The following is a 25,659-nucleotide window of genomic DNA, read 5'->3' as shown; positions in this document are numbered from 1 at the left end:
GCTCAGGCCAGCGCCCCAGCGACGCCGTCCCCGAGATGGGTCAGGAGGACGCGGCCTTGGAGGCGCTTGAGGACGACGTCGACGTCGACGAGGTGCCGCCCGACGACGAGCCGCCGGACGACGAGGACGACGAGCCGGACGAGTCCTTGCCCGCCGACACGGCGCTCGAGGAGGCGCTGGAGCTCTTGCCCGAGCCGGAGCGCGAGTCCGTGCGGTAGAACCCCGACCCCTTGAAGGTGACGCCGACGGAGCCGTACTGCTTGCGCAGCGCGCCGCCGCACTCGGGGCAGACGGTGAGCGAGTCGTCGGTGAACGCCTGGTGGACGTCGAAGGCGTGGCCGCAGTCGGCACACCGGTACGCGTAGGTGGGCACGTGATCTCCTCGGGGCGGACGCCGGCACCTGCCGCGGGACGCGGGATGCTGGCACTCAGGTGATGCGAGTGCCAATCATACGCCGGACGGTAGTCTCGCCTGCGTGTCAGCGACCGCCACCCCTGCAGCACCCGGAAACCCCCCCGAGCCGGACCCCTCGTCAGACGGTACGGAGACCGAGGAGACGCCGCCTCGGCAGGCCAGGCGATCGCGGCTCCGCAGCGCCGTCGTCGGCGTCGCGGTGGTCGTGGTGCTGGCGCTCGTGGCAGGCACGGTCTTCACGGTCGTGACCCTGCGGCGCCCGCTGCCGGACCACAAGGGCTCGCAGCAGGTGCCGGGCCTCACCTCCGCCGTCGACGTCCGCCGGGACGCGCAGGACGTGCCGCAGGTCTACGCGGACACCCCCGAGGACCTGTTCCGCGCGCAGGGCTACCTGCAGGCGCAGGACCGCTTCTTCGAGATGGACTACCGCCGCCACGTGACGGCCGGCCGGCTGGCCGAGCTCGTCGGCGACGTCCCGGCCGCGATCGAGGCCGACAAGGTCACGCGCACCTTCGGCTGGCGTCGGGTCGCCGAGCAGGAGTGGCACGAGATCTCCGACGAGTCCCAGGAGTACCTCCAGGCCTACGCCCAGGGCGTCAACGCCTACCTCGAGGACCGCGACACCGAGGAGCTCGGCGTCGAGTACACGGTGCTGGGCGCCACCGTGGACGTGAAGGAGCCGGAGCCCTGGGACCCGGTGGACTCGCTCGCGTGGCTCAAGGCGATGGCCTGGGACCTGCGCGGCAACTACGACAGCGAGCTCGACCGCGCCCTCGCCTACAGCACCCTCGGCGAGACGGACCTGGTCGACGAGCTCTTCCCCGACTACGACGCCAGCGGCAACCACCCCGTGCTGCGGAACCGCGACCTCGCGAACGACCGCAGCAAGTCCAGCGGCTCGGAGCAGGACGACAGCGCCTCGGACGCCGACCTCACCAGCGCGCTCACGGGGCGCACGACGGGAGCCGGGGCCGCGACGGACGCGCTGGGCGCGGCCGTCGACTCGGCCCGCAGCGCGCTGGACGCGGTCCCCGTGCTGGTGGGCCGCGGCGACGCGGCAGGCTCCAACTCGTGGGTGGTGTCGGGCGAGCACACGGCGTCCGGCAAGCCGATGCTCGCCAACGACCCGCACCTGGCCCTCTCCGCGCCGGGCATCTGGTCCCAGGTGGGCCTGCACTGCAACCAGGTCAGCGCCGAGTGCCCGTTCGACGTCGCGGGCTTCTCGTTCGCGGGCTTCCCGGGCGTGATCATCGGGCACAACGGCGACCTGGCCTGGGGCCTGACCAACATGGGCGCCGACGTCACCGACTTCTTCATCGAGCGCGTGCGCGGCGACACCTGGCTGAAGGACGCCGACGCCGAGGAGTGGGAGCCGCTCGACGTCCGCAAGGAGACGATCCGGGTGTCGGGCGGCAAGCCCGTGGACATCACCGTGCGCAGCACGGAGCACGGGCCGATCGTCTCGGACGTGCTCGACGTCGGCGACGTGGTGGGCGCGCCCACCCAGGCCGGCACCGAGTTCGGGGAGTACGCCGTCGCGCTGCAGTGGACGGCGCTGCAGCCGGGCCGCACCGCCGACGCGGTCTTCGCGTTCGACACGGCCAAGGACGCCAAGGACATCCGCGCGGCCGCCGCGCTGTTCGAGGTGCCGGCGCAGAGCATCGTCTTCGCCACCACCGACGGCCACATCGGTTACCAGGCGCCCGGCCGCATCCCGGTCCGCGCCAAGGTCAAGGGCCCGGTGCCGTCGGACGGCACGTGGCCCCGGCCCGGCTGGGACCCGCGGTACGACTGGCAGGGCTGGGTGGACCCGGACGACATGCCCCGGACCCTCGACCCGCAGGAGGGGTTCGTCGTCGCGGCGAACCAGGCCGTGCTGCGCAGCGGTACCGCGCCGTACCTCGCGGACGACTGGGACTACGGCTACCGGTCCGAGCGGATCCGCACCCTGCTGACGGAGCAGATCGCGGCGGGCCGCCCCTTCACCGCCGAGGACATGAACCGCATCCAGAACGACGACTGGTCGGCGTTCGCGGAGGCGCTCGTGCCGGCGCTGCTGGACATCGACCTCGACGACTCGTACGTCGCGGCCGGGCAGGAGCTGCTCGCCGACTGGGACTACCGGATGGACGCCGACTCCCCGGCGGCCGCCTACTTCGCCGCCGTGTGGCGCAACCTCCTGCAGGAGGCTTTCTGGGACGACCTGCCCACGAGCATGCGGCCCGACGGCGGCTCGCAGTGGCTGGTCGTCGTGAAGTCGATGCTGGACCGCTCCGACGACACCTTCTGGGACGACCGCACCACCGCGAACGTCGTCGAGTCCCGCGACGAGATCCTCACGCGCGCGCTCATCAGCGCGCGGCGCGACCTCACGGTCGAGCTCTCCAAGGAGCCGTCCGACTGGGACTGGGGCACGCTGCACACCCTGCGCCTCGAGCACCCGGTGCTCGGCGGGGCCGGGGTGCCGAGCCTCGTGCGCGACCTCGTCAACCCGGACCCGGTGAAGATGCCCGGCGGCTCGTCCATCGTCAACGCGACCGGGTGGGACGCCGGCACCGGCAGCTTCGCGGTGACGACCGGGCCGTCCATGCGGATGGTCGTGGACATGGCCGACCTGGACGCCTCCACGTGGGTGACCGTCACCGGCACGTCGGGCCACCCGGCGTCGTCGCACTACGACGACCAGCTCGACGCGTGGGCCGCCGGCAAGACGTTCGACTGGCCGTTCTCCCGCGAGGCCGTCGAGGAGTCGGCGAAGACGCGCGCCACGCTCGTGCCCTGACGGCTCCGACCGTCCGGCGCCGAGCGCGCCGACGAGCCCCGGACGTCCTGACGTCCGGGGCTCGTCCGTTCTCGAGCCCGGCGACGTCAGAAGTCGTCCGCGAGCGCCGCGCCGTAGGCGTCGGCCCACGAGAGCTGCTGCGCGAGCTCGGCGGCGTCCACGGAGCCCACGACCTGCTCGGACCCCGCGACGGGCGGCGTCGTGGAGTCCTCGAGCAGCGCGATGCCGGTGACGGCGGTGGCGGCCGCCGCGACGAACGCGACGCCGAGCGCCATGACCGTGCGGCCCGGGCCGCGCAGCCAGCGGCGCACGACGCCGCCCGGCGCGGGCGCGTCCTCCGCCGTGCCGCCGGGCGCCCCCGCGGTCGGGCCGTCGACGAGCCCGGCGACGAGGGCGTCGAGCTGGCGCGGCGTGAGCCGCTCGAACGCGTCGACGAGTGCCGGCCCGAGGGTCCGGCCGGCGTGTCGGTCGGCGTCGCGGAAGCGGTCGAGCGCCTCCTGGTCGGTGCGGCCGAGGCGGGGTGCGGTGGTCATGGTCGGCTCTTCTCGGTTCGGGTGGCGGTCGCGGGGTCGGCGGGTGTCGGGGTCTCGAGGTCTCGGGGTCAGCGGCCCGGGGCGCGGGTCACGACCTGCTGGAGCACCCAGCCGTTGCCGTCCGGGTCGGCGAACGACGCGTAGGTGCCGTAGCTGTCGGTGGCGGGGTGGGGCCCGGGGACGCGGTTGACCTCGCCGGCCCAGTGGAAGATGCCGTCGGCGTCGTGCCAGAGGTCGCTGACGTCCGCACCGCGGCGGCGCAGCTCGTCGCGGGCGGCGCCGATGTCGGTCGTGACGAGGTGCAGCCCCTGGAGGGAGCCGGGCGCGGCGTCGGTGAGGCGCTCGCCGAGGATGATCGACGCCTCCGACCCGGGCGGGGTGAACTGCACGACGCGCAGCCCCTTGTCGCTGCGGAAGTCGGCGTCCAGGCGGAAGCCGAGGCCGGTGTAGAAGGCCGTCGCGCGGTCGACGTCGGAGACGGGCAGGACGACGATCTCGAGCTTGAGTTCCATGGTGTTCCTCCGGTGCTCTCGGAGACCGGCGTTACCGGTCTGACTGGTGACGACCTTCCTCCGACAGGGTGTCACCTGTCAAAGTGGTGATGGTCACGCGGCCCGGCCTTGCGTTGACAGGCGTCACCCCTCAGGATGGTGACGTGATCCATGCCTTCCCCTGCGGCACCCTCCCGCTCGACTTCGTCGGCACGCTGCGCGCGCGCCGCAACGACGCGCCCATGGAGAAGCTGGCGTCGGCCGCGGACCTCGACGCGTGGTTCGTGGAGTCGGGCCTGCTGCCCGACGCGCGGTCGTCGGGCGCGCGCGACCTCGAGCGCGCCGTCGAGCTGCGGGAGGCGGTCTACGCGCTGGTCTGGGCGCGCCTGCACGACCGCCCGCTGCCCGAGGACCCCGTCGCGACCGTCAACGCGTACGCCGCGGCCGCGCCGCTCGTCCCCGTCCTCACGGACGCGGGCTGGTCGCGGGTGGGCGGCGCGGGGCAGGCGCTCTCACAGCTGGCGCGGGAGGCCGTCGAGATCGTCGGCGGCGACCAGGCCGCGCTGCTGCGCGAGTGCGGCCGGCCGGAGTGCACCCAGGTCTACCTGGACCACTCGCGTGGCCACCGCCGCGAGTGGTGCTCGATGGCGACGTGCGGCAGCCGGATGAAGGCCGCGGCCTACCGCGCCCGGCAGCGTGCCGACGCGGAGGCCTGACGCCGGGGGAGGGGCGGCCCGAACGGGCCGGCTCAGCGCCCTACGGCGGGCGCGGGCAGCTCCTGCCACCCCTCGGGGGTGACGACGGCGTGCACGGGCACGTCGTGCTCCTCGGCGGGCAGCGGCTGCTCGGCCGAGTCGTAGACCTCCTCGGGGAAGACCAGCGCGACGACGGGCACGCCCGGGCGGCGCATCTTCAGCAGGCGGTCGTACCAGCCGCCGCCCTGGCCCAGCCGGACACCGCGGTCGTCGACGGCGAGCGCGGGGGCGACGACGACGTCGGCCCGGGTGATCGCCTCGGCGCCCAGCGCGGGGCCGCTCGGCTCGGGAGGACGCCCGGGGGCGCGCTCGAGGAGGTCCTCGGGCCCGGCGTACCAGGCCCAGTCGCGCGCCAGGCCGGCGCCGAGCACGGGGAGCAGCACCTGCGTGCCGCGGGCGGCGAGCTGCTCCAGCAGCACGTGCGTGCCCGGCTCGGTGGGGCGGGAGACGTACGTGGCGACCACGCCGGCGTCGCGGACGGCGGGCACGGTGGCGAGGACGTCGGCGAGGGCCCGTGCGGCCTCGTCGCGGAGGCGCGGGGAGCGCTCGGCGCGGTGCGCGCGGATGGCCCGGCGGAGCTCCTCCTTGGCGTCCCCGGCCTCCATGCCGGCGACGACGGGGTACGGCCGGTGTGCTCTCGATCCCTTGCGGTCGCCGTGCATGGGGCCATTGTGGCAGGGTCCCGTCCGGGGAGTCCCGGCGCGCGCCGGTGACGCCGAGAACGGCACGGGCGATCGCGCGCGGGCCGGAGCGTCGGGACGGAACGAGGTGGCATGACGCACAAGCTCGCCCGTGGATGGACGGTGTCGCGGCCGTGGCCGGTGACGCTGCGCGAGGACGGCCCGACCGGCACCGTGGTGCTGCGCCCGCTGCGCCGCAAGGACGGCCCGGAGTGGCTGCGCCTCCGCTCCCGCAACGCGGGGTGGCTCGAGCCGTGGGAGGCGACCTCGCCGGGGGAGCGGCCCGCCGCGTCCACCTTCGGCGACTACCTGCGCGCGCTGTCCGCCCAGGCCCGCGCGGGGACGACGCTGCCGTTCGCCGTCGAGCTCGACGGCGCGCTCGTCGGGCAGCTCACCGTGTCGCAGATCGTCTACGGCTCGCTCTGCTCCGCGAGCATCGGGTACTGGGTGTCGCAGGACGTCGCGGGCCGGGGCGTCATCCCGACGGCCGTCGCGATGGCGGGGGACTACTGCCTCGCCGTGCTCGGGCTGCACCGCCTGGAGATCAACATCCGGCCCGAGAACGCGCCCAGCCTGCGCGTCGTGGCGAAGCTCGGCTTCCGCGACGAGGGCCTGCGCGAGCGCTACCTGCACATCCAGGGCACCTGGCGCGACCACCGCACCTTCGCGGTCACCACCGAGGACGTCCCCGAGGGGCTGCTCGCCCGCTGGCAGCGCACGCGCGACGACGACTGAGGGTCCCGACCACGGACACGCCGCGACGGCGTGCGTCCTCGGCGTTGCCGCGTCCCCTACCGTCGTGACGTGGAAACATCGGCGGCAGGACTCGCGGTGCTCGCGCTGTTCGTCCTGTGGCTGGGCTTCTGGGTGCCGCACCGGCTGCGGCACCGTCAGCAGCTGCTCGACGCGCGGATGGACGACAGGTTCTCCGGCGGGCTCCGGGTGCTGGCGGTGGCGGAGGCGGGCGGCGCGCGCGGGGTGACGACACCGACCGGCGGTGCGGTGCCGCTGCTGATGTCCGGCACGCCGTCGGACGGCGGACGAGGGGAGCGACCGATGGGTCTGGACGACGACGAGGGCGCGTCGCGTGCCCTGACGGACCCGCGCGCCGAGGCCCTGGCGCCGAGCCGGCCGCGCGAGTCGCGCCTCGCGATGCTCGAGCAGCGCGCCGCCCGGGCGCGCCGTCGGCTGCTGCTCACGCTGCTGCTGCTGCTCGCCACCGTCGCCGCGTGGGTCGTGGTGGGCCTCGGCCTGGTGACGTGGGTCGCCGGGGCGGTCCCGACGGCGCTGCTGCTCGGCGTGCTCGTGCTGGGCCGGGTCGCGGTGCTCCAGGCGCGCCGCGCCGACGCCCGCTGGGCAGCCGAGCGGAAGGCCGCGCGGCAGCAGGCGACGCAGGCGCGCGCCCTCGCGAACGGCGGCCCGCACGCGCCGCGCAACCGCCCGCGGGTCACCGGCCACGCCGTGCGCCCCTCGGCCACGCACACGCAGATGATCCCTCGCGTCGCCGCCCCGGCCGCGGAGCCGTCGTCGGCCCGTCCCACCCCTCGCGCCTCGTCCCGCGTCGCCGCCGGTGCGGTCGGCGCGCGCGACGAGGAGCCCACGGAGCCCGAGCCAGTCGTTCCCCGGGCCGCGCCGGCCCCGGGCCGTGCCGTCTACGACGCGCGCGCCGACGAGGCGCCCGCCGAGCCCGAGCCCGTGGTGGTCGTGGACCCGGGCCCCGGCCCGGCGCCGGTGGCCGGCCCGCCGCCGGTCGGCAGCGAGCCGTGGGAGCCGGTCCCCGTGCCCCTGCCCACCTACGTCACGAAGCCGGCGGCGCCCCGCCGGGAGCCGCGCCCGCTCGTCGCGTCGTCCTCGACGGCGACGGGGCGGACCGTGTCCGTCTCCGACCCCGCCCGCGTCGCCGCCCTCGCCGCGACGATGCAGGCTGCGCTCGGCCCGACGGCGACGCCCGCGGGCGCCGACACGGCGTCCTCGACCACCTCGTCCGCCCGGGACGCGGCCGCTCCCGAGGAGCCGCGCCCCCGCACCGAGACGCTCGGGCTGCCGCTCGACGAGATCCTCGCGCGCCGTCGCGCCGCCGGCTGAGCCGATTTGGCGACCTGCCGTGACGGGGTGCTAATGTTGGCACCGCTCTCGGGGCTATGGCGCAGTTGGTAGCGCGTCTCGTTCGCAATGAGAAGGTCGGGGGTTCGAATCCCCCTAGCTCCACCGAAAGCCGAAGGCCGTCGCACTCCGTGCGGCGGCCTTCGTCGTTCCCGGGCCCCTCACCAGGTGCGACGCACCGTCGCCTTGGACCCCGTGACGAGGCTGCGGGGCGGGACGTCCTCGGTGACGACGGACCCGGCGGCGACGACGGAGTCCCGGCCGATGGTGACGCCGGGCAGGATGGTGGCCCCCGCGCCGATCCAGACGTTCTCCTCGACGTCGATGGGGCCGCCGGTGAGCCAGATCCTGCGGTCGTCGGTGTCGACGGGGTGGCCCACGGTGATGAACGTGACCTTCGGTGCGACCATCACGCGCTCGGCGAGACGGATGCCGGCGTAGTCCAGGAACGTGCACCCCTGGTTGACGAACACCCGCTCGGCCAGGTCGAGGCGCAGCCCGTGGTCCGTGTAGAAGGGCGGGTAGATCGTGACCCGCGGCCGCAGGGGGCGGCCCAGGATCTGCTCGAACAGTGCCGCCTTGCCGTCCTCGTCGTCGAACGGCAGGACGTTGAGGCGCGAGGTCAGCTCGGTGGCGCGCAGCACGCGCTCCGACATGGCCTGGAACTCGGGGCTGTGGATCCGCATGAGGAGGTCGTTCGCCATCCGGAGATCCTCTCGTGCCCGGGCGGGTCGCGGCGCGACACGCCGAGGGTCCGGGATACCGGACGGGGCGACGTCGACCTTGGCCGCAGGATGCGCAAAGATGAGGGGCGTGCCCCTCCGGAACGTCCGATTCGTCCTGCCCGTCGTCGTCCTGACCGGTGCACTCGCCCTCACAGGCTGCACGGCGTCGCCCCCCGACGAGGGGTCGACGGCGCCCACGGCCGCGCCGGCGGTCGCGGTGCGCGACCTGCCGGACCACACCGTGCTGCTCGACTCGGCGGACCCCGTGGAGCTGGCCCTGACCACGAGCCAGGCGATCTACGCGCGCTCGGAGATTGTGGTGCTCGCGGACGCCGACGACGAGGCCGCGCTGCCCGCGCTCGCGGCGACGGCCGTGGCCGTGCACGCCCCGGCGCTGCTGACCGACGGGACCGGTGCCGGCGTGACGGAGGAGCTGAAGCGGCTCGGCGCCCGCGTGGCCGTGGTGGTCACGGGCGACGAGATCCGAGGCGGCGAGGACGGCACCACGAAGGACGAGGACGACGAGGCGTCGCGCCAGGCCGCGGACGCGGCGGGCGTGCAGGCCCTCGACGTCGCGCCGGACGTGGTCGAGGGTGCCGACGGGGCGGGCCCGACGCTCGAGGACGACGACCTGGACGACCTCGCCGCACAGCTCGACGGGATGCTGGGCGGCAGCGTGACGTCGTCGCCCCCGGCGTCCGGCGCCGAGGAGGGCACGGCGTCGACCGGCCCTCGGCTCCTGCGGGAGGTGCTGGCGCTCGTCGACCCGGGGGAGGGGCAGGAGGCCGCGATCGCGTCCCTCCGGGCGGCCGGCGCCGTGACGACCGAGGTGCCCGGCGGCGACCTGGGCACCCGCGACGCTGTGCGGACGGTCGACCGGGCGCAGGCCCTCACGGTCGTGGGGTTGGGCCGGTCGTTCGGCGACGCGGGGACGTTCGCGTGGCGGGTCGCCGCCGCCGAGCGCGCCGCCCTGCTGCCCACCGGCAGCCAGCACCTGCTGCCCGCGCGGTACGTCACGGCCGCGGCGACCGTGTGGGACGACCCGGCGACGGCGGTCGCGCGGGCGCAGGCCGCGGCCGCCGCGTACACGCCGACGGACGACGACGCCAAGGGGTCCGGCCCGGTCGTGCCGACGCTGGTGGTGCCCGTGAGCGTGACGGCGGGCGGCCCGGGCGACGACGGCGACTGGGTCACGCAGGAGGACGTCGAGGCCTTGAGCCCCCTGGTCTCCGCGGCCCGCGACGCCGGGGTCTACGTGCTGCTGGACGTCGGCGCGGGCACCACCCCGGTGGTGGACCAGGTGCGCGCGGCGGAGCCGCTGCTGCAGTCGTCCGGGGTCGGTGTGTCCGTGCGGCCGGAGAAGCGCGTCGGGGACGGGGCGTCGACCACGTCGCACGAGATGAGCGCCGACGAGCTCGACGAGGTCACCGCCTACCTGGCCGACCTCGTCTCGCGCGAGGGGCTGCCGCCCACCCTGCTCGTCGTGCACCAGACGCGACCCGAGTCGGTGCCCGACCGCGCCCTGCTGCACCCGCTGCCGCAGGTGGAGGTGGCGGTCGTCGCCGACCGGACCGGCGGCGTCACGACGGGCGAGTGGGTGTGGAACCAGGTGAGCGAGGGCATCCCGGAGGGCGTCCACGTGGGCTGGTCCGGCCCGGCCGCCGGGGTGCTCGACTCCGTGCTGCCCGCCGACCCCGCGCCGGTCGTGATCGACACCTACTGAGGCGGGCCGGGGCGGAGCGCAGGCCCACGGGGCGGGTCGTTGACACGGGTTCCACCTATTCGGCAGGATCGCTAACGTAACGATTCGACCCGCGTCTGGAGACTGATCCCCGTGCTGCCTCTCATCCCGTGGCCCACCGTCGTCGAGGGCCAGGACGCGCCGTCGCTCGCCCTGGACGTGGCGTCCGTCGTCGCGCCCGACGACTCCCTCGCCGCGCTGGCGGCCGAGCAGCTCGCGGCCGTCGGCGTCCGCGTCGCCGCCGCCGACGAGGACGGGGCCACCCCGGTGGTGCTGCGGCTCGACGCCGCCGCCGGGCCCGAGGGGTCCGACAACCCCGAGCGCTACACGCTGCGCGTCACCACCGCCGGGGTCGAGGCGACCGCGCCGGAGCCCGTCGGCCTGCTGCACGCCGCGCGCACGCTCCGCCAGCTCGTCGCGCCCGTCCCCGCCGGCGCTGCCGACGCTGCCGGCGGCGCCCGCGAGGTGCCCGGCGTCGTCGTGCACGACGCGCCGCGCTACCGCTGGCGGGGCCTGTCGTTCGACGTCGTGCGGCACTGGTTCGGCCCCGACGACATCCGCGCCGTCGTGGACCTCGTCGCGGCGTTCAAGCTGCGGGTGCTGCACCTGCACCTCACCGACGACCAGGGCTGGCGGATCGAGACGCCGTCGCGCCCCGAGCTGGAGAAGGCGTCGGACAGCCAGGTGGGCGGCGGCACGGCCGGCTTCCTCACCGTGGACGACTACCGCGAGCTGCAGGCGTACGCGGCGGAGCGGTTCGTCACGATCGTGCCGGAGTTCGACATGCCGGGGCACATCAACGCCGCGCTGCAGGTCTACGGGGCCCTCAGCCAGGACGGCCTGGCGACCGAGCCCTACGAGGGCATCGAGGTCGGCTTCTCCCGCCTGTGGTTCGACAACCCGGCCACGGAGCCGTTCCTGCGCGCCGTGATCGGCGACATCGCCGGCATGACCGAGGGCGACTGGGTGCACGTCGGCGGCGACGAGGTGCACACGATGGAGGTCGAGGAGTTCGCGAAGTTCGTGGAGCTCGCGGGCCGCATCGTGCGCGAGCACGGCAAGACACCGATCTTCTGGCAGGAGGGCGCCCGCGGCCCCGTGGAGCCGGGCACGCTGCTGCAGTACTGGGAGCCGAAGGGCGAGGAGTTCGCCCGCTTCGTCGCGGCGGCCCACGCCGGCGCGCGGTTCATCATGTCGCCCGGCAACCACGCCTACCTCGACATGAAGTACACGCCGGAGCACCCGCTGGGCCTGCACTGGGCCGGGTACGTCGAGCTGCGCGACTCCTACGAGTGGGAGCCCACCACCGTGATCGACGGGCTGCCCGCCGACTCGGTCGAGGGCGTCGAGGCCGCCGTCTGGACGGAGACGCTCGCCACCCGCGACGAGCTCTTCTCCATGCTGCTGCCGCGCCTGGGCGCCGTCGCCGAGGTGGCCTGGACGGCGCCCGAGCGCAAGGACTGGGACGCCTTCCGCGCCCGGGTCGCCGCGCAGGCGCCGGTGTGGCGCGAGTCCGGCTGGGCGTTCCACGAGACCCCGCAGGTCGACTGGCCCACCGCCTGACGACCCCGAGCACCGTCGGTACGAGAGCGGCCCCGCCCCGCGAGAGGGGCGGGGCCGCTCTCGTCCCCACGTCCGCCGGGTGGCGTCAGATCCACGACTCCAGGCGCATGACGTTCTGCCAGTACGGGTACGGCACCTGCGTGCCGGTCCACAGCGGGTAGAAGACCGCCGACACGGCGAGGATCACGAGCAGCACGGCGAGGATTCCCGCGACGACGAGGCCGCGCTCGCGACGGCGCCCCTCGGTGCGCTCGAGCGCGACCACCATGGGATAGAGCAGCGTGAGCACCACCCACGGTGTGAAGGCGATCGTGTAGAAGGTGAAGATCGTCCGGTCGCTGAACGGGGGCGCGTACGCGAACCACGGCAGCCAGCCGGCGGCGGTGCCGCTGAGCACGGCGACGGCGCGCCAGTCGCGGAAGCGGATCCCCAGCCAGATGGTCGCGACGATCGCGAGCGCGGCGAGCAGCCACAGCAGCGGGTTGCCGAGCGACGTGACGGCGCGGGCGCACGCGTCGGCGGCGTCGGCCGGGCAGGTCCCCTCGCCGGGCGCCTGCTTCTCCCAGAAGAACGACGTGGGCCGCCACTGCACGATCCAGCCAAGCGGGTGCGACGCGTACGGGTGGTCGGACGAGAGCCCGGTGTGGAAGTCCCACATCTGCTGGTGGTACGCGAGCAGGCTGCGCAGGGACTCGGGCAGCCACGTGACGCCCTCGCCCGGATGCTCCGCCGCCCACTGCCGCATGTACGCGCCGGCGTGCGTGAACCACGACCACCACGACGCCAGGTAGACGACGAACGCGGTGGGCACGATCGTGAGGAACGCGGGCACGGCGTCGACGACCAGGGAGTCCTCCCACCAGCGGCCGACGCCGGCCGCGCGGCGCGCCGCCAGGTCCCACAGCACGGTGAGGATGCCGAAGACGGCGACGAACCACAGCCCGGACCACTTCGTGCCGCACGCGAGCCCGAGGCTGACGCCGGCGGCGAGGCGCCACCAGCGGAACCCGAGCCGCGGACCGTAGCGCGCGACGGTGCCGCCCGCGTCGAGGATCTCGGCGACCCGGCCGGCGAGCCGACGCCTGGCCTGCTCCCGGTCCATGACGAGGCAGCCGAACGCCACCAGCACCCACAGCATGAGGAACTGGTCGAGCAGCGCCGTCCGGGAGTGCACGATCGCCTCGCCGTCGATCGCCAGGAGCAGGCCCGCGGCGACGCCCATCGCCGATGACGCGAAGAGGCGGCGCGCGATCCGGACCAGGAGGAACACGGCGAGGATGCCGACGACGGCGCTCGCGAGCCGCCACGCGAACGAGCTGGTGGCGCCGCCCCCCGCCTCCATCCCGAGCCAGATCATCCACTTGCCGATCGGCGGGTGGACGACGTACGCCGCCTTGTCGAGGTAGGTGAGCACGTCGCCGGCCTCGAACGCCGGGTTCGGCTCGTCCGGCCACTGCGCCTCGAAGCCCAGCCGGCCCAGCGTGAAGGCGTCCTTGACGTAGTACGTCTCGTCGAACACGAGCTTGTGCGGCTGCCCCAGGTTCCACAGCCGCGTCGCGGCGGCGAGCAGCGTCACGACGATCGTGCCGAACCAGCCCCAGAAGCGGTCGCGGCGGCGCAGGTCGAGCCGTACCCGTCGCGCGCCGAGCAGGCGGTCCAGCAGCCGCTCGTGCGTGGAGCGGGGGTCGGGCTCCGCCTCCGGGACCGGCGGGAACGCCGGCGACGGGACGCCGGGGAACGCCGGGGACGGGCCCCCGGCCGCACCGTGGGCGACCTCGCCGGCCCCCGTCGCCCCTGCCTCGGGCCGGTCGGCGGCGGCGAGGTCGGGGACGTCGGGCCTGCCGTACGGGTCGTCGGCCGCGCGGTGGCGACCGCGGTCCGGCGGCGTGCCCGCGGGCGCGGGATCGCCGGTGGCTGTGGCGTCGGCGTCGGGGGCGGTCACCGGGTCATCGTAGGGGCGTGGGACGCTGGTCACCATGACCCCCGAGCCTCCTGTCGCACCCCGTCCCGCCCCGAGCGCCGAGGCCGGGGCGGTCGTGCTCGCCGCGACGCCGATCGGGAACGCCGAGGACGCGTCGCCGCGGCTGCGCCGGCTGCTCGCGGAGGCCGACGTCGTGGCAGCCGAGGACACGCGCCGGCTGCACGCCCTCGCCCAGCGCCTGGGCGTGACGGTCGGGGGGCGGGTCACGTCGTACCACGAGCACAACGAGGCGGCGCGCGCCGACGAGCTGCTCGACGTCGTCGCCGACGGCGGCACCGTGCTCGTGGTGTCCGACGCGGGCATGCCCGCCGTGTCCGACCCCGGCTACCGCGTCGTCGCCCGCGCCGTCGAGCGGGACGTGCGCGTCACCGCCGCGCCGGGCCCGTCCGCGGTGCTGACCGCGCTCGCGCTGTCCGGGCTGCCGACGGACCGGTTCACCTTCGACGGCTTCGTCCCGCGCAAGCCGGGCGAGCGGTCGCGGTGGCTGGGGGCGCTCGCGGCCGAGCCGCGCACGATGGTCTTCTTCGAGGCGCCGCACCGCATCGCCGACACCCTGCACGCGATGGCGGACGCGTTCGGCGGCGACCGCCCCGCCGCGGTGTGCCGCGAGCTGACCAAGACGTACGAGGAGGTGCTGCGCGGGCCGCTCGCCGACGTCGTCGCCGAGGTCGACGCCCGCGCGGCCGCCGGCGACGGCCTGCGCGGCGAGATCTGCGTCGTCGTCGGCGGGGCCCCTGTCGGCGCCGCCCCGAGCGTCGAGGACCTCGTGCCCGAGGTGCTGGCCCGCGTCCGGGCGGGGGAGCGGCTCAAGGCCGCCGTCGCCGACGTCGCGACCGCCGCCGGCGTGCCCAAGCGCGACCTCTACGCGGCGGCCCTCGCCGCGAGGTAGCCGCCGAGCAGGCGGTCGCGCACGTTCGGGACGCTCAGGACGTGCGCACCCGCCTGCTCGCCGGCGTCGGAGCTCGGCGAGGTCAGGGAGCGGTCGAGGGGACCAGCTCGACGCCCGCGGCGGCGAGCTCGGCGCGGGCCTGCTCCCCCTGCTCGGGGCTGACGGGGATGGTGAGGTCCGTGAGCACCCGCGTGGCGAGGCCCAGCCCGACGGCGTCGAGGGCCGTGCGCCTGACGCAGTGCGACTCGACGAGGCCGACGACGTCGACCGCCTCGACGCGGGCGTCGCTCAGGGCCTGCTCCAGGGTGCGGCCGGCGTCGTCGGTGCCCTCGAAGCCGGAGTAGCCGTGGGCGTACTGGCCCTTCTTCACCGACACGTCGGGGTGCAGGCCGGCGAGGGCGGGGTGCAGCTCCGCGTTCGGCGTGCCGGCGATGCCGTGCGGCGGCCAGGAGTCGACGAAGTCGGGCCGGTCGCTGAAGTGGTCGCCCGGGTCGACGTGCCAGTCCTGCGTGGTCACGACGATCTCGTACCGGTCGCGGTGCGCGGCGACGTAGGCCGCGACGTCCGCGGCGACCTGGTTGCCGCCGTCGACGGCGAGCTCGCCGCCCTCGCAGAAGGTGGGCTGGACGTCGACGACGATCAGGGCGCGGCCCGCGGCCGCGGGGACGGTGCTCTCGCTCATGCCCCCACCCTGCCACCGCCCGCGCGCGGGGCGCGCCCGACGTCGCGCCCGCCGTCCGAGCCGCGGGCAGACCGTTGACGCTCCCGCCGACCTCCGCTAGCGTTCCCGTTCATCGACACACGAGTCCCGATGAACGGGACGACACGACGAGGTGGGGACGTGGAGATGAGGTCGCTGACGCGACGCGCGGTGCTCCGCGCGCTGGGGGTGGCGGGTGCCGCGGCGGCCGTCGCCGGGTGCGCGCCCACGATCGGCACGACGCGCATGCCGCAGGTGGCCGGCGCCTACGACGGCCCGCCGGTCACGCTGCGGTTCTGGAACGGGCTCACGGGCGGCGACGGCCCGGTGATGCGGACGCTCATCGCGGAGTTCACGGCCGCGCACCCGAACGTCCGGATCGACATGTACGCGCTGCCGTGGCCGGACTTCTACCAGAAGTTCCCGGCGGCGGTGATGAGCGGCCTGGCCCCCGACTTCGCGCTCATGCACAACTTCCAGGTGGCGACGAACGCCGCACGGAACGTGATCATGCCGGTGGACGAGGTGCTGGGCACCGTCGGGCTGACGGAGGCCGACTACCTGCCGGTCGTGTGGGGGTCCGGCGTCTACCGCGACCAGCGCTGGTCGCTGCCGCTCGACATGTGGCCGGACTCCCTGTTCTACAACCGCCGGGTGCTGGAGGCGGCAGGTCTCGACCCCGAGACGCCTCCCGTCGACCGCGCCGGGTACGAGGCGGCGCTCGACGCGCTGGCGTCGACCGGCGTCCGCGGCCACTGGCTCCCGGCCATCGACCCGCAGGGCGTGGGCCGCGGCTTCGACTCCCTGCTGTGGCAGCACGGCGGCACCCACTACGACGACGCCGGCCGGTCCGCGACGTGGGCCGGCCCCGAGGGGGTCGAGGCGCTGGCGTGGCAGCAGTCGCTCATCCGGCAGGGCTGGAGCCCGCGCGACGTCAGCGGCTCCGACGCCAACGTCGCGTTCAAGAACGACCAGAACGCGTTCCTGTGGGGCGGCCCGGGCGCACTCATCAACGACCTGGCGCAGGTCGACGGCCTCGACTGGGACGTCGCCCCGCTGCCGCGCATCGGTGGCGAGCGGGCCGCGTTCTCGGGCTCGCACCAGTTCGTGGTCGCCAGGCAGCGCACGTTCGACGCCGACCGGCTGGCCGCCGTCGTGACCTTCCTCGGCTGGATCCTCGAGAACTCCCTCGGCTGGGCGTCCGCCGGCCCCGTGCCGGCGCGGCTGCCCGTGCTCCGCTCCCCGGAGCTCCAGGACCTCCCCGCGCAGGCGCACGTCGCGCAGGGCGTGGAGCACATCCGGTTCTACCCGCTGGTGCCGGGCATCGCGGAGGTGCAGACGACGATCCTCTACCCGGCCGTCGGGGACGCCCTGCTGTCCCTGGGCGACCCGCGCACCGCGCTCGAGACCGCCACCACCCAGGCGTCCTTCCTCCTCACGGAGAACGCCTCGAAGTACGGGGAGGCCTGACATGACCACCGTCTCCGCCGCCGGCACCGCCCGGCACGAGGCCCCGGCGCCCGCCACGGGCGCGGCCGGACCCGACGTGCGGCGCCGCGCCCGCTCGCCGCACCGCCCGCGCTGGTGGACGCCGTACGCCTTCCTCGCCCCGTTCCTCCTGATCTTCGGCACGTTCGTCCTGGTCCCCGCGGTGTCGGGCGTCTGGATGAGCCTGCACAACTGGGACTTCTTCCTCCCGGCCCGCCCGTTCGTCGGGCTGCAGAACTACGTCGACCTGTTCACGCCCGGCGCGCTCGTCGCCCAGCAGTTCTGGGAGAGCATGCGCGCCACGGGGATCTTCGTGGTGCTCAGCGTCCCGCTGCTCATGGCGGTCCCGCTGGCGCTCGCGCTGCTGCTCGACCAGCGCTTCCGCGGCCGCACGTTCTTCCGGGCGGTGTTCTTCGCGCCCTACGTGCTGGGCGTGAGCGTCGTCGGGCTGCTGTGGCAGTACCTGCTCAACGGCAACACGGGGCTGGTCAACGGCTACCTCGCGGAGCTCGGCATCACCGAGGCCGTGCCCTGGCTCACGGCGACGCCGTGGGTCTGGGTGTCGCTGGTCGGCGTCACGCTGTGGTGGACCCTGGGGTTCAACTCCGTGGTCTACCTGGCGGGCCTCCAGGGCGTCGACGAGGCGCTCTACGACGCGGCGAAGGTGGACGGCGCCGGCCGGTGGGCCCGGCTGTGGCACGTGACGCTGCCGCAGCTGCGGCCCGTCATCCTCTTCGTCCTCACGATGACGGTGCTGGCGTCCGCGAACATGTTCGGCCAGTCGTACCTGCTCACGGGCGGCAACCCGTCGAACGAGACGCGCACGGCGATCATGTTCATCGCCGAGGTCGGGCTCGAGCAGTTCCGCATGGGCCTCGCCGCCGCGATGAGCTACCTGCTCGCTCTCCTGCTGATCGTCGTCAGCGCCCTGAACTTCCTGTTCCTGCGTCAGAAGGAGAGCTGAGATGACGACCACGGTCGAGCGCACGGGACGTGCCCGCACCCGGACGGCGTCCCCGGCCGGGCGCGGGGTGGTCGGCGCCCTGCTGCTGTACGCGCTGCTGCTGATCCTGTCGGTCCTCGTCCTGGCGCCGCTGCTCTGGATGCTGTCGACGTCGTTCAAGACGACGGGCGACGCGACGGTCCTGCCGCCGCAGTGGGTGCCGCCGGAGCCCACGCTCGAGGGGTACCGCACCCTCTTCGCCGACGCCCAGGCGCCGCTGCTGCGCTGGTTCGGCAACTCGGTGCTCGTCGGGGTGCTGCACACGGTCCTGGTGCTCGCGACGGCGTCGGCGGCGGCCTACCCGCTGGCCCGCATGCGGTTCCCCGGGCGGCGGGTCGTGTTCGCCGTCATCGTCGCCACGCTGTTCGTGCCGGGGTTCGTCTTCCTCATGCCGAACTACCTCATCGTGGACGGGCTCGGCTGGCTCGACACCGTGTGGGCCCTGGTCATCCCGGGGGCGGCGAGCGCGTTCGGCGTCTTCTTCCTGTGCCAGTTCTTCGCCGGCCTCCCGGCGGCCCTCGAGGAGGCCGCGCTGATCGACGGCGCGAACCGGTGGCAGATCTTCGTGCGCGTCGTGCTGCCGCTGTCGAAGGCGCCGCTCGCGACGCTGGGGCTGCTGACGTTCCTGGCCAGCTGGAACGACTTCCTGTGGCCGCTGTACGTGCTGTTCAACCCGTCGCAGCTCACGCTGCCCGCGGGCCTGGCGACGCTGCGCGGCGCGTACGCGACGGACTTCCCGGCCGTGATGGCCGGCGCCGCCGTCGCCAGCGTGCCCGTCCTCGTCCTGTTCGCGTTCGTCCAGCGCTACGTCATCGCGGGCGTCGCCCGGTCGGGGCTCAAGGGATGAGCGCCCGGGCCGGGGCAGGATGGCAGCGTGAGCACTGTGAACGCGAGCAACGACGTCGACAGGGGAGCCGCCGGGACGCTGGTCCGCGGCCTCGACATCATCGAGTGGGTCGCCGCCCGGCCGGGAGGGACGGTGCAGCGGCTCGCGACCGACCTCGGGCTGAGCCGCAGCGCGGCCTACCGGATCGTGGGCACCCTGCGCGACCGCGGCTACGTCGTGGGCGAGACGGAGCTGCGCCTCGGTCCCGTGACGATGCGGCTCGGGCTGCAGGCGCTCGACGGGCTGGACGTGTTCGCGGTCGGCCCGGAGCACCTGCGCGCCCTGGTCGACGAGACGGAGGAGACGGCGTTCATCGCCGTCGTCGACGACGACCAGATGTGCTACGTCATGCAGGAGGAGGGCCCGCAGGTGGTGCGGGTGCTGTCGAAGCTGGGCAGTCGTGCGCCGCTGCACGCGTCCGGGCTGGGCAAGGCGTGGATGTCGGCGCTCCCGGCGGCCGAGGCCGACGCCGTCCTCGCCCGCATCCCGAGGCCGCGGTACACCCCGACCACGCTCACGACACTCACCGAGCTGCGCACCGAGCTCGACCGCATCCGCGACCAGGGCTGGGCGCTCGACGACGCCGAGCGGGAGCCCGGCGTGCGCTGCATCGCCGCCCCGCTGGTCGGCCGCGACGGCCGGCCGGTCGCCGCCATCAGCGTCGCGGGCCCCCGCGAGCGCATCGTCGACGCCCAGGACGACATCGTCGCCGCCGTGCTCCGCACCGCTGCACGCATCTCCGCCGCGCTCGGCGCCGAGCCGCGGACGCCCGCACCACCCCCGACCCCCTGAAGGGACCCATGACCTCCGCCGACCCCCGCATCGCATCGGTGCGCCTCGCCCGCCTCGAGACCCGCTATCCCCGCACCGTCGGCCGCAACGCGCGGCTCGGCAGCCACGGCGACGGCCCCGACTCGGACGTCGCGGTCCTCGTCACCGACGACGGACGGACCGGCTGGGGTCTGGTGGAGGGGCCGGCGGGGGACGTGACGCGCGTGGAGGGGCGCCGGCTCTCCGAGCTGGTGGACCCCGCCGTGGGCGTGCTCGACCCGGCGGACCGCTGGCTCGACGTCGCGCTGCACGACCTGCTCGGCGTCGTCCACGACGCGCCCGTCCACGCCCTCCTCGGCGGGCTCGGGACCCGGGACGTCCCGGTCTACGACGGCGCGCTCTACTTCGACGACCTCGACCCGCAGGGGTCGCCGCGCGGGGTGGACGTGGTGCTCGAGGAGTGCCGGGCCGACGCCGGCCTCGGGTTCCGCGACTTCAAGCTCAAGATCGGGCGCGGGAACCGCTGGATGGACCGGGCCGCGGGGGACGAGCGCGACGTCGCCGTCACGTGCGCGGTCCGCGAGGCCTTTCCCGACGCCCGCCTCCTGGTCGACGCCAACGACGGCTACGACCTCGACGGCTTCCTCTCGTACCTCGACGCCGTGGCCCACGTCGGCCTGTACTGGGTGGAGGAGCCGTTCCTTGACGACCCGGGCGACCTCAAGGCCCTGCGGGCGTGGCTCGACGACCGCTCCCCGTCCACCCGCGTGGCCGAGGGCGAGACCAGCCCCGACGTCGCCGCCCTGCTGCCCGTGGCGACGAGCGGCGCGATCGACGTGCTGCTCATGGACGTCATGTCCTTCGGCCTCACCGCGTGGCGGGAGCTGATGCCCCAGCTGGCGGGCACCGGCGTGGGGGCCTCCCCGCACGCCTGGGGGCGCCCCCTCAAGACGCGGTACGCCGCGCACCTCGCCGCCGGCCTCGGCAACGTCGAGGTCGTCGAGGGCGTGCCGGGGCGCGTGGCGGGCGTCGACCCGGCCCTGCTGCTGCCCCGCGACGGCGTGCTGCACCTCGACGACGCCCCCGGCTTCGGCCTCCCCCTGCCCGACGACGCCCACCTGCGCCCGATCCGCTGAGGAGCCTCCCGTGCGACTTCTGCCGTCGACCCATCCCGACGACTTCGCCCGCCTGACCACCGACGAGCTCCGCGGGCGCTTCCTCGCGGACGGACTGTTCCCGTCCCCGACGCCGACCTGGGCGCTCGCGGCGGACGACCGGATGCTGCTGGGCGGCCTCGTGGCCGGCCCCGAGGCGGTGGTGCTCGTCGCGCCGCCCGAGCTCCACGCCCCCTCCCTGCTCGCGCGCCGGGAGCTCGCCGTCGTCCCCCTCGACGGCGCCGTGACGGTGACCGTGGACGGCGTCGACCACGTCGTGGCCGCGCTGGACGTCCTGTACGTCGGCGCGGGCGACGACCGCGAGGTCGCCGTCGCGGGGGAGGGGCGCGTCTACCTCGTGTCCGCGCCCGCGCACGCCGCGCACCCGGACGCCGTGGCCCGCCGCGACGAGGCCGACGGCGCCCGGCTCGGCGAGCAGGAGAGCGCCAACGTGCGCACCGTGCGGAGGTACGTGCACGCCGACGGGGTCCGCTCGGCCAACCTCGTGCTCGGCATCACCACGCTGGAGCCGGGCAGCGTCTGGAACACCATGCCGCCGCACACGCACGCGCGGCGCACCGAGGCGTACCTCTACACGGGCCTCGGCGCGGAGGACCGCGTCGTGCACCTCGCCGGCCCGCCCGACGGCACCCGGTCGATCGTGCTGGCGGACGGCGACGTCGTCGTCAGCCCGGGCTGGTCGGTGCACCTGGGCGTCGGCACCCGTGCGTACTCGTTCGTCTGGGCGATGGCGGGCGAGAACCAGGACTACGCCGACATGGACCCGGTCGGGATCGCGGGGCTCCGGTGACGGGCCCGTTCGACCTCACCGGCCGTCGCGCCGTCGTCACGGGTGCGAGCCGCGGCATCGGCCTCGCGGTCGCGGACGCGCTGGCGGCGGCCGGGGCGGACGTCGACGCCGTGGGCACGAGCCTGCGTCCGGGCACGAGCGAGGTGGAGCGCCGCGTGGCCGCGCACGGCCGGCGGTGCACGGTGCACGCGTGCGACTTCGCCGACTGCGGGGCGGTGCTCGCCCTCGGCGAGGCGCTCGTCGCGTCCGGGCCCGTGGACGTCCTGGTGAACAACGCGGGCACCATCCGCCGTGCCCCTGCGGCCGAGCACCCGCTCGCCGACTGGGACGAGGTGCTGCAGGTGGACCTGTCGAGCCAGTTCGCGCTCACGCAGGTCGTCGCGCGCCCCATGCTGGAGCGAGGCGGCGGGAAGGTCGTCTTCACCGCCTCGCTGCTGAGCTTCCAGGGCGGGGTGAACGTGCCGGGCTACGCGGCCGCGAAGTCGGGCGTCGCGGGCCTCACCCGCGCGCTCGCCAACGAGTGGGCCCCGCGCGGCGTCAACGTCAACGCCGTCGCGCCCGGGTACGTCGCCACGGACAACACGCAGGCCCTGCGGGACGACCCCGACCGCTCCGCGCAGCTGCTCGACCGCATCCCGGCGGGGCGCTGGGGGCGGGCCGAGGACGTCGGGGGCGCCGTGGTGTTCCTCGCGTCGCCCGCCGCCGACTACGTGCACGGCGTCGTGCTCCCCGTCGACGGCGGCTGGCTCGCGCGGTAGGTCAGTACGGGAAGGAGGCCGACCCCGAGGGCCGCAGCGGCTCGACGCACATCGTCCCGGACGCCGGTCGTGCGTCGAGGACGGCCTCGGGCGCGGCAGGGAGACGGGGGAGGTCGCGGGGGCGGTCGGGCTCCGCCTCGCGCTCCTCGCGACGGAACCAGCTCGACACGGTACTGACGATGCTCATCACGACCTCCGGGCTCGGCGGTACTCCGGGCTTGGTTCTGCCTTGACCACAGGGTGCCAGAACTTCGACCGACGGTCGACCACGTGTCGACCGACGCCCGAGCGTCCCGGGCGGGAGGATGGGGTCATGGACTCACGCCACCGCACCTCCGCCGCCCGCCGGGGCGCGGCGGCAGCCGTCGTGCTCCTGGCGCTCACCGGGTGCGGCACGACGGCCGACGGCGGGCCGCCCGAGGCGTCGAGGACGTCGGCGTCCCTCGGTCCCGCCGAGAACCCCGCCGCGCCCGGCGCCTCGGCGACCTCCACGCCCGGGGCCACGGTCGAGACCGTCGTCGACGACCTCGACGTGCCGTGGGGCCTCGCGCCCCTGCCGGACGGGACCCTGCTGATCAGCCTGCGGGACGCCGCCCGGCTCGTCGTCGTCGACCCCGACGCGGGGACGACGACCGAGGTCACCGGCCCGGGGGCCGACACGCTCGTCGCCCAGACCACGCCCGACGGCGAGGGCGGGCTGCTGGGCGTGGCCCGCGACCCCGCGTCGGGCGACGTGTTCGTCTACCGCACCGGCGCCGACGACAACGCGGTGCTGCGCGGCACGCTGGAGGGGACCACGCTCGGCCCGCTCACGACCGTTCTCGACGGCATCCCCCGCGCCGGGCACCACGACGGCGGCGGCCTGGCCTTCGGGCCGGACGGGTTCCTGTTCGTCGGCACGGGCGACGCGGGGGACGGCGCCGCGTCGCAGGACCCGGGGTCGCTGGGCGGCAAGATCCTGCGCGTCACGACGGATGGCGACCCGGCCCCGGGGAACCCCGACCCCGCGTCCCCGGTCTGGACGCTCGGGCACCGCAACGTCCAGGGCCTGGGGTGGGAGGCGTCGGGGCGGATGTTCGCGAGCGAGTTCGGGCAGAACACCTGGGACGAGCTCAACGTGATCGAGCCGGGCGGCAACTACGGGTGGCCCGACGTCGAGGGCCCCGGGACCGAGGGCCAGGAGGGGGCCGTGGCCGGCACCGTCACCCCCGTCGCCTGGTGGTCCACGGCGGACGCCTCGCCGTCGGGCCTCGCGGTGACCGACGACGCCGTCTACCTCGCGGGGCTGCGCGGCGAACGGCTCTGGCGGGTGCCGCTCGGGAGCACGGCCTCGGGCGCGGACGAGAAGGGCGCGAGCGAGGGGGTCGACGCCGACGGGAGCGTCCGACCGCTCGGGGCGGCGCAGGCGCTGCTCGTCGGCGAGCTGGGGCGGCTGCGCAACGTCGCGCCCGTCGTCCCCGGCGGCAGCGACGCGGACGGGCTGTGGGTGCTGACCAACAACACCGACGGCCGCGGCGCGCCGCGCGACGGCGACGACCGGCTGGTCCGCGTCACCCTCCGGTGACGCGGACCGCGGTGCGGGACGCCCCGGACGCGCGGGGGACCGGCCCCTAGAATCGCGGTCGTGACCCACATCCTGTCCGCCGTGGCCTGGCCCTACGCCAACGGCCCGCGGCACATCGGCCATGTCGCCGGGTTCGGCGTTCCCTCCGACGTCTTCAGCCGGCACATGCGGATGGCGGGTCACGACGTGCTGATGGTGTCCGGCACCGACGAGCACGGGACGCCGATCCTCGTGCAGGCGGAGCAGGAGGGGGTCACCCCGCAGCAGCTCGCGGACCGCTACAACCGCGTCATCGTCGAGGACCTCACGTCGCTCGGGCTGTCCTACGACCTGTTCACCCGCACCACGACGCGCAACCACTACGCCGTCGTGCAGGAGATGTTCCGCACGGTCCACAAGAACGGCTACATGGTCGAGAAGACCACGATGGGCGCGATCTCCCCGTCCACGGGCCGCACGCTGCCCGACCGCTTCATCGAGGGCACGTGCCCCATCTGCGGGTACGACGGCGCGCGGGGCGACCAGTGCGACAACTGCGGCAACCAGCTCGACCCGATCGACCTGATCAACCCCCGCAGCCGCATCAACGGCGAGACGCCGAAGTTCGTCGAGTCGGACCACTTCTTCCTCGACCTGCCGGCCCTCGCCGACGCGCTGGGCGACTGGCTGCGCACCCGCACCGGGTGGCGGCCCAACGTGCTGAACTTCAGCCTCAACCTGCTCGACGACGTGCGCCCGCGCGCCATGACGCGCGACATCGACTGGGGCATCCCGGTGCCGCTCGAGGGCTGGGAGCAGAACCCGACCAAGCGGCTGTACGTGTGGTTCGACGCCGTCATCGGGTACCTGTCCGCGTCGATCGAGTGGGCGCGCCGCACCGGCGACCCGGAGGCGTGGCGCGCGTTCTGGACCGAGGAGACGGCCCGCTCGTTCTACTTCATGGGCAAGGACAACATCACGTTCCACTCCCAGATCTGGCCGGCGGAGCTGCTCGCCTACGACGGGCGCGGCTCCCGCGGCGGCGCGCCCGGCCCGTACGGGACGCTGCAGCTGCCCACCGAGGTGGTCAGCTCGGAGTTCCTCAACGTGGAGGGCCAGAAGTTCTCGAGCTCGCGCGGCGTGGTCATCTACGTGCGCGACATGCTGGCCCGCTACCAGCCGGACGCGTTCCGCTACTACGTGGCGGCAGCCGGCCCGGAGAGCCAGGACGTCGACTTCACGTGGGACAGCTTCCTGCGGCGCACCAACGACGAGCTCGTCGCGGGCTGGGGCAACCTCGTGAACCGCACGGCGAGCATGGTGCACAAGAACTTCGGGCAGGTCCCGACCCCGGGCGAGCGGTCCGACGTCGACCGCGCCGTCCTCGAGACGACGGGCAAGGCGTTCGGCACCGTGGGCGGGCTCATCGGGTCCAACCGCCAGCGGGCGGCGATCGCCGAGGCCATGCGCGTCGTCGGCGACGTCAACCGGTACGTGTCCGAGACCGAGCCGTGGAAGCTCAAGACGGACCCCGACCGCCTCGCCACGGTGCTGCACACGGTCACGCAGGCCGTGAGCGACTGCAACACGCTGCTCAGCCCGTTCCTGCCGCACTCGGCGCAGCAGGTGCACGAGACGTTCGGCGGCACCGGGACGTTCGCGCCCCAGCCGCGCATCGACGAGGTCACCGACCTCGACGACGACTCGCGCACCTATCCGGTGATCACAGGCGACTACGCCTTCCCGGCGTGGGAGTCGCGCGCCGTCGTGCCGGGCACGGAGGTCGGGAGGCCCACCCCCGTGTTCACCAAGCTCGACGACTCGATCGTCGAGGAGGAGCTCGAGCGTCTGCGCGAGAAGGCCTGAGCGCGGGGCGCCCTCAGGGCG

24 protein-coding genes and 1 tRNA gene are annotated in these 25,659 nt (G+C 74.8%); 17 read left to right on the top strand and 8 right to left on the bottom strand.

The window, feature by feature from the left end; all coding sequences use genetic code 11:
* Positions 1-40: 40 nt before the first annotated feature.
* Positions 41-373, bottom strand: a complete 333-nt coding sequence (locus tag ACFU5J_RS17615) for an FmdB family zinc ribbon protein (protein WP_430576544.1) — start codon at positions 371-373, stop codon at positions 41-43.
* A gap of 250 nt (positions 374-623) precedes the next feature.
* Here ACFU5J_RS17615 and ACFU5J_RS17610 point away from each other — a divergent pair, with 250 nt between their 5' ends.
* Complete coding sequence (locus ACFU5J_RS17610) at positions 624-3,197, top strand: penicillin acylase family protein (RefSeq protein WP_430579592.1); 2,574 nt, start codon at positions 624-626, stop codon at positions 3,195-3,197.
* A gap of 86 nt (positions 3,198-3,283) precedes the next feature.
* On the opposite strand, the gene ACFU5J_RS17605 is transcribed toward ACFU5J_RS17610, so the two are convergent.
* Both ACFU5J_RS17605 and ACFU5J_RS17600 read right to left on the bottom strand, forming a co-directional pair.
* The gene (locus tag ACFU5J_RS17605) at positions 3,284-3,730 is read right to left on the bottom strand and encodes a hypothetical protein (protein ID WP_430579591.1); all 447 of its coding nucleotides are present in this window, start codon (positions 3,728-3,730) and stop codon (positions 3,284-3,286) included.
* A gap of 68 nt (positions 3,731-3,798) precedes the next feature.
* A complete protein-coding gene (locus ACFU5J_RS17600; protein WP_430579590.1) occupies positions 3,799-4,242 on the bottom strand; it encodes a VOC family protein in 444 nt (147 codons plus the stop codon).
* Positions 4,243-4,385: 143 nt separating this feature from the next.
* Here ACFU5J_RS17600 and ACFU5J_RS17595 point away from each other — a divergent pair, with 143 nt between their 5' ends.
* A complete protein-coding gene (locus ACFU5J_RS17595) occupies positions 4,386-4,937 on the top strand; it encodes a CGNR zinc finger domain-containing protein (protein ID WP_430579589.1) in 552 nt (183 codons plus the stop codon).
* A gap of 32 nt (positions 4,938-4,969) precedes the next feature.
* On the opposite strand, the gene ACFU5J_RS17590 is transcribed toward ACFU5J_RS17595, so the two are convergent.
* Positions 4,970-5,638, bottom strand: coding sequence for a 5-formyltetrahydrofolate cyclo-ligase (locus ACFU5J_RS17590; protein WP_430576540.1), 669 nt, complete (start codon positions 5,636-5,638; stop codon positions 4,970-4,972).
* A 111-nt stretch (positions 5,639-5,749) separates the two neighbouring features.
* On the opposite strand from ACFU5J_RS17590, the gene ACFU5J_RS17585 reads away from it, so the two are divergent.
* From ACFU5J_RS17585 to ACFU5J_RS17575, 3 genes are all read left to right on the top strand, one after another.
* Entirely contained in the window at positions 5,750-6,391 is a 642-nt protein-coding gene (locus tag ACFU5J_RS17585) for a GNAT family N-acetyltransferase (protein ID WP_430576539.1), read from the top strand.
* A gap of 69 nt (positions 6,392-6,460) precedes the next feature.
* On the top strand, positions 6,461-7,741 hold the full coding sequence (locus ACFU5J_RS17580) for a hypothetical protein (RefSeq protein ID WP_430579588.1): 1,281 nt from the start codon (positions 6,461-6,463) through the stop codon (positions 7,739-7,741).
* A gap of 50 nt (positions 7,742-7,791) precedes the next feature.
* Positions 7,792-7,864: transfer RNA gene (locus ACFU5J_RS17575), tRNA-Ala, on the top strand.
* A gap of 56 nt (positions 7,865-7,920) precedes the next feature.
* Here ACFU5J_RS17575 and ACFU5J_RS17570 read toward each other — a convergent pair.
* Entirely contained in the window at positions 7,921-8,463 is a 543-nt protein-coding gene (locus ACFU5J_RS17570; RefSeq protein ID WP_430579587.1) for a sugar O-acetyltransferase, read from the bottom strand.
* Between the two features lie 109 nt (positions 8,464-8,572).
* Between ACFU5J_RS17570 and ACFU5J_RS17565 the strand changes: the two genes are divergently transcribed.
* Together ACFU5J_RS17565 and ACFU5J_RS17560 are read left to right on the top strand one after the other, a co-directional pair.
* Positions 8,573-10,207, top strand: coding sequence for a hypothetical protein (locus tag ACFU5J_RS17565; RefSeq protein ID WP_430579586.1), 1,635 nt, complete (start codon positions 8,573-8,575; stop codon positions 10,205-10,207).
* Between the two features lie 111 nt (positions 10,208-10,318).
* Entirely contained in the window at positions 10,319-11,788 is a 1,470-nt protein-coding gene (locus tag ACFU5J_RS17560) for a family 20 glycosylhydrolase (RefSeq protein ID WP_430579585.1), read from the top strand.
* Between the two features lie 85 nt (positions 11,789-11,873).
* Here ACFU5J_RS17560 and ACFU5J_RS17555 read toward each other — a convergent pair whose 3' ends face one another.
* Positions 11,874-13,730, bottom strand: a complete 1,857-nt coding sequence (locus ACFU5J_RS17555) for a phospholipid carrier-dependent glycosyltransferase (protein ID WP_430579584.1) — start codon at positions 13,728-13,730, stop codon at positions 11,874-11,876.
* Between the two features lie 34 nt (positions 13,731-13,764).
* Here ACFU5J_RS17555 and rsmI point away from each other — a divergent pair, with 34 nt between their 5' ends.
* The gene (gene rsmI / locus ACFU5J_RS17550; RefSeq protein WP_430579583.1) at positions 13,765-14,658 is read left to right on the top strand and encodes a 16S rRNA (cytidine(1402)-2'-O)-methyltransferase; all 894 of its coding nucleotides are present in this window, start codon (positions 13,765-13,767) and stop codon (positions 14,656-14,658) included.
* Between the two features lie 82 nt (positions 14,659-14,740).
* Here rsmI and ACFU5J_RS17545 read toward each other — a convergent pair whose 3' ends face one another.
* On the bottom strand, positions 14,741-15,340 hold the full coding sequence (locus ACFU5J_RS17545; protein WP_430576532.1) for an isochorismatase family protein: 600 nt from the start codon (positions 15,338-15,340) through the stop codon (positions 14,741-14,743).
* Positions 15,341-15,505: 165 nt separating this feature from the next.
* On the opposite strand from ACFU5J_RS17545, the gene ACFU5J_RS17540 reads away from it, so the two are divergent.
* From ACFU5J_RS17540 to ACFU5J_RS17510, 7 genes are read left to right on the top strand one after another with little or no spacing between them, the layout of a single operon-like run.
* A complete protein-coding gene (locus ACFU5J_RS17540) occupies positions 15,506-16,828 on the top strand; it encodes an ABC transporter substrate-binding protein (protein ID WP_430576964.1) in 1,323 nt (440 codons plus the stop codon).
* Position 16,829: 1 nt separating this feature from the next.
* A complete protein-coding gene (locus tag ACFU5J_RS17535; protein ID WP_430579582.1) occupies positions 16,830-17,810 on the top strand; it encodes a carbohydrate ABC transporter permease in 981 nt (326 codons plus the stop codon).
* A 1-nt stretch (position 17,811) separates the two neighbouring features.
* Positions 17,812-18,696, top strand: coding sequence for a carbohydrate ABC transporter permease (locus tag ACFU5J_RS17530; RefSeq protein ID WP_430579581.1), 885 nt, complete (start codon positions 17,812-17,814; stop codon positions 18,694-18,696).
* A gap of 27 nt (positions 18,697-18,723) precedes the next feature.
* Positions 18,724-19,527 (top strand): IclR family transcriptional regulator, encoded by an 804-nt coding sequence (locus tag ACFU5J_RS17525; protein WP_430579580.1) that lies wholly within the window; start codon positions 18,724-18,726, stop codon positions 19,525-19,527.
* An 8-nt stretch (positions 19,528-19,535) separates the two neighbouring features.
* Positions 19,536-20,642 carry an enolase C-terminal domain-like protein gene (locus ACFU5J_RS17520; RefSeq protein WP_430579579.1) on the top strand — a complete coding sequence of 369 codons (1,107 nt, stop codon included), beginning with the start codon at positions 19,536-19,538 and terminating at the stop codon, positions 20,640-20,642.
* Positions 20,643-20,652: 10 nt separating this feature from the next.
* Positions 20,653-21,471, top strand: a complete 819-nt coding sequence (gene kduI / locus ACFU5J_RS17515; RefSeq protein WP_430579578.1) for a 5-dehydro-4-deoxy-D-glucuronate isomerase — start codon at positions 20,653-20,655, stop codon at positions 21,469-21,471.
* Complete coding sequence (locus ACFU5J_RS17510) at positions 21,468-22,229, top strand: SDR family oxidoreductase (protein WP_430579577.1); 762 nt, start codon at positions 21,468-21,470, stop codon at positions 22,227-22,229. Before kduI ends, ACFU5J_RS17510 begins: the two co-directional genes overlap by 4 nt.
* A gap of 1 nt (position 22,230) precedes the next feature.
* Here the strand turns inward: ACFU5J_RS17510 and ACFU5J_RS17505 are convergent, their stop codons facing one another.
* A complete protein-coding gene (locus ACFU5J_RS17505) occupies positions 22,231-22,416 on the bottom strand; it encodes a hypothetical protein (RefSeq protein WP_430579576.1) in 186 nt (61 codons plus the stop codon).
* 126 nt (positions 22,417-22,542) lie between these two features.
* Between ACFU5J_RS17505 and ACFU5J_RS17500 the strand changes: the two genes are divergently transcribed.
* Positions 22,543-23,793 (top strand): PQQ-dependent sugar dehydrogenase, encoded by a 1,251-nt coding sequence (locus tag ACFU5J_RS17500; protein WP_430579575.1) that lies wholly within the window; start codon positions 22,543-22,545, stop codon positions 23,791-23,793.
* 60 nt (positions 23,794-23,853) lie between these two features.
* The gene (gene metG / locus ACFU5J_RS17495; RefSeq protein ID WP_430576524.1) at positions 23,854-25,638 is read left to right on the top strand and encodes a methionine--tRNA ligase; all 1,785 of its coding nucleotides are present in this window, start codon (positions 23,854-23,856) and stop codon (positions 25,636-25,638) included.
* Positions 25,639-25,659 lie beyond the last annotated feature (21 nt).

Origin of the sequence: Isoptericola sp. NPDC057559 (assembly GCF_042801555.1) — a bacterium.
Classification (GTDB): domain Bacteria; phylum Actinomycetota; class Actinomycetes; order Actinomycetales; family Cellulomonadaceae; genus Isoptericola.
This window is presented reverse-complemented; position numbering and strand designations above follow the sequence as displayed.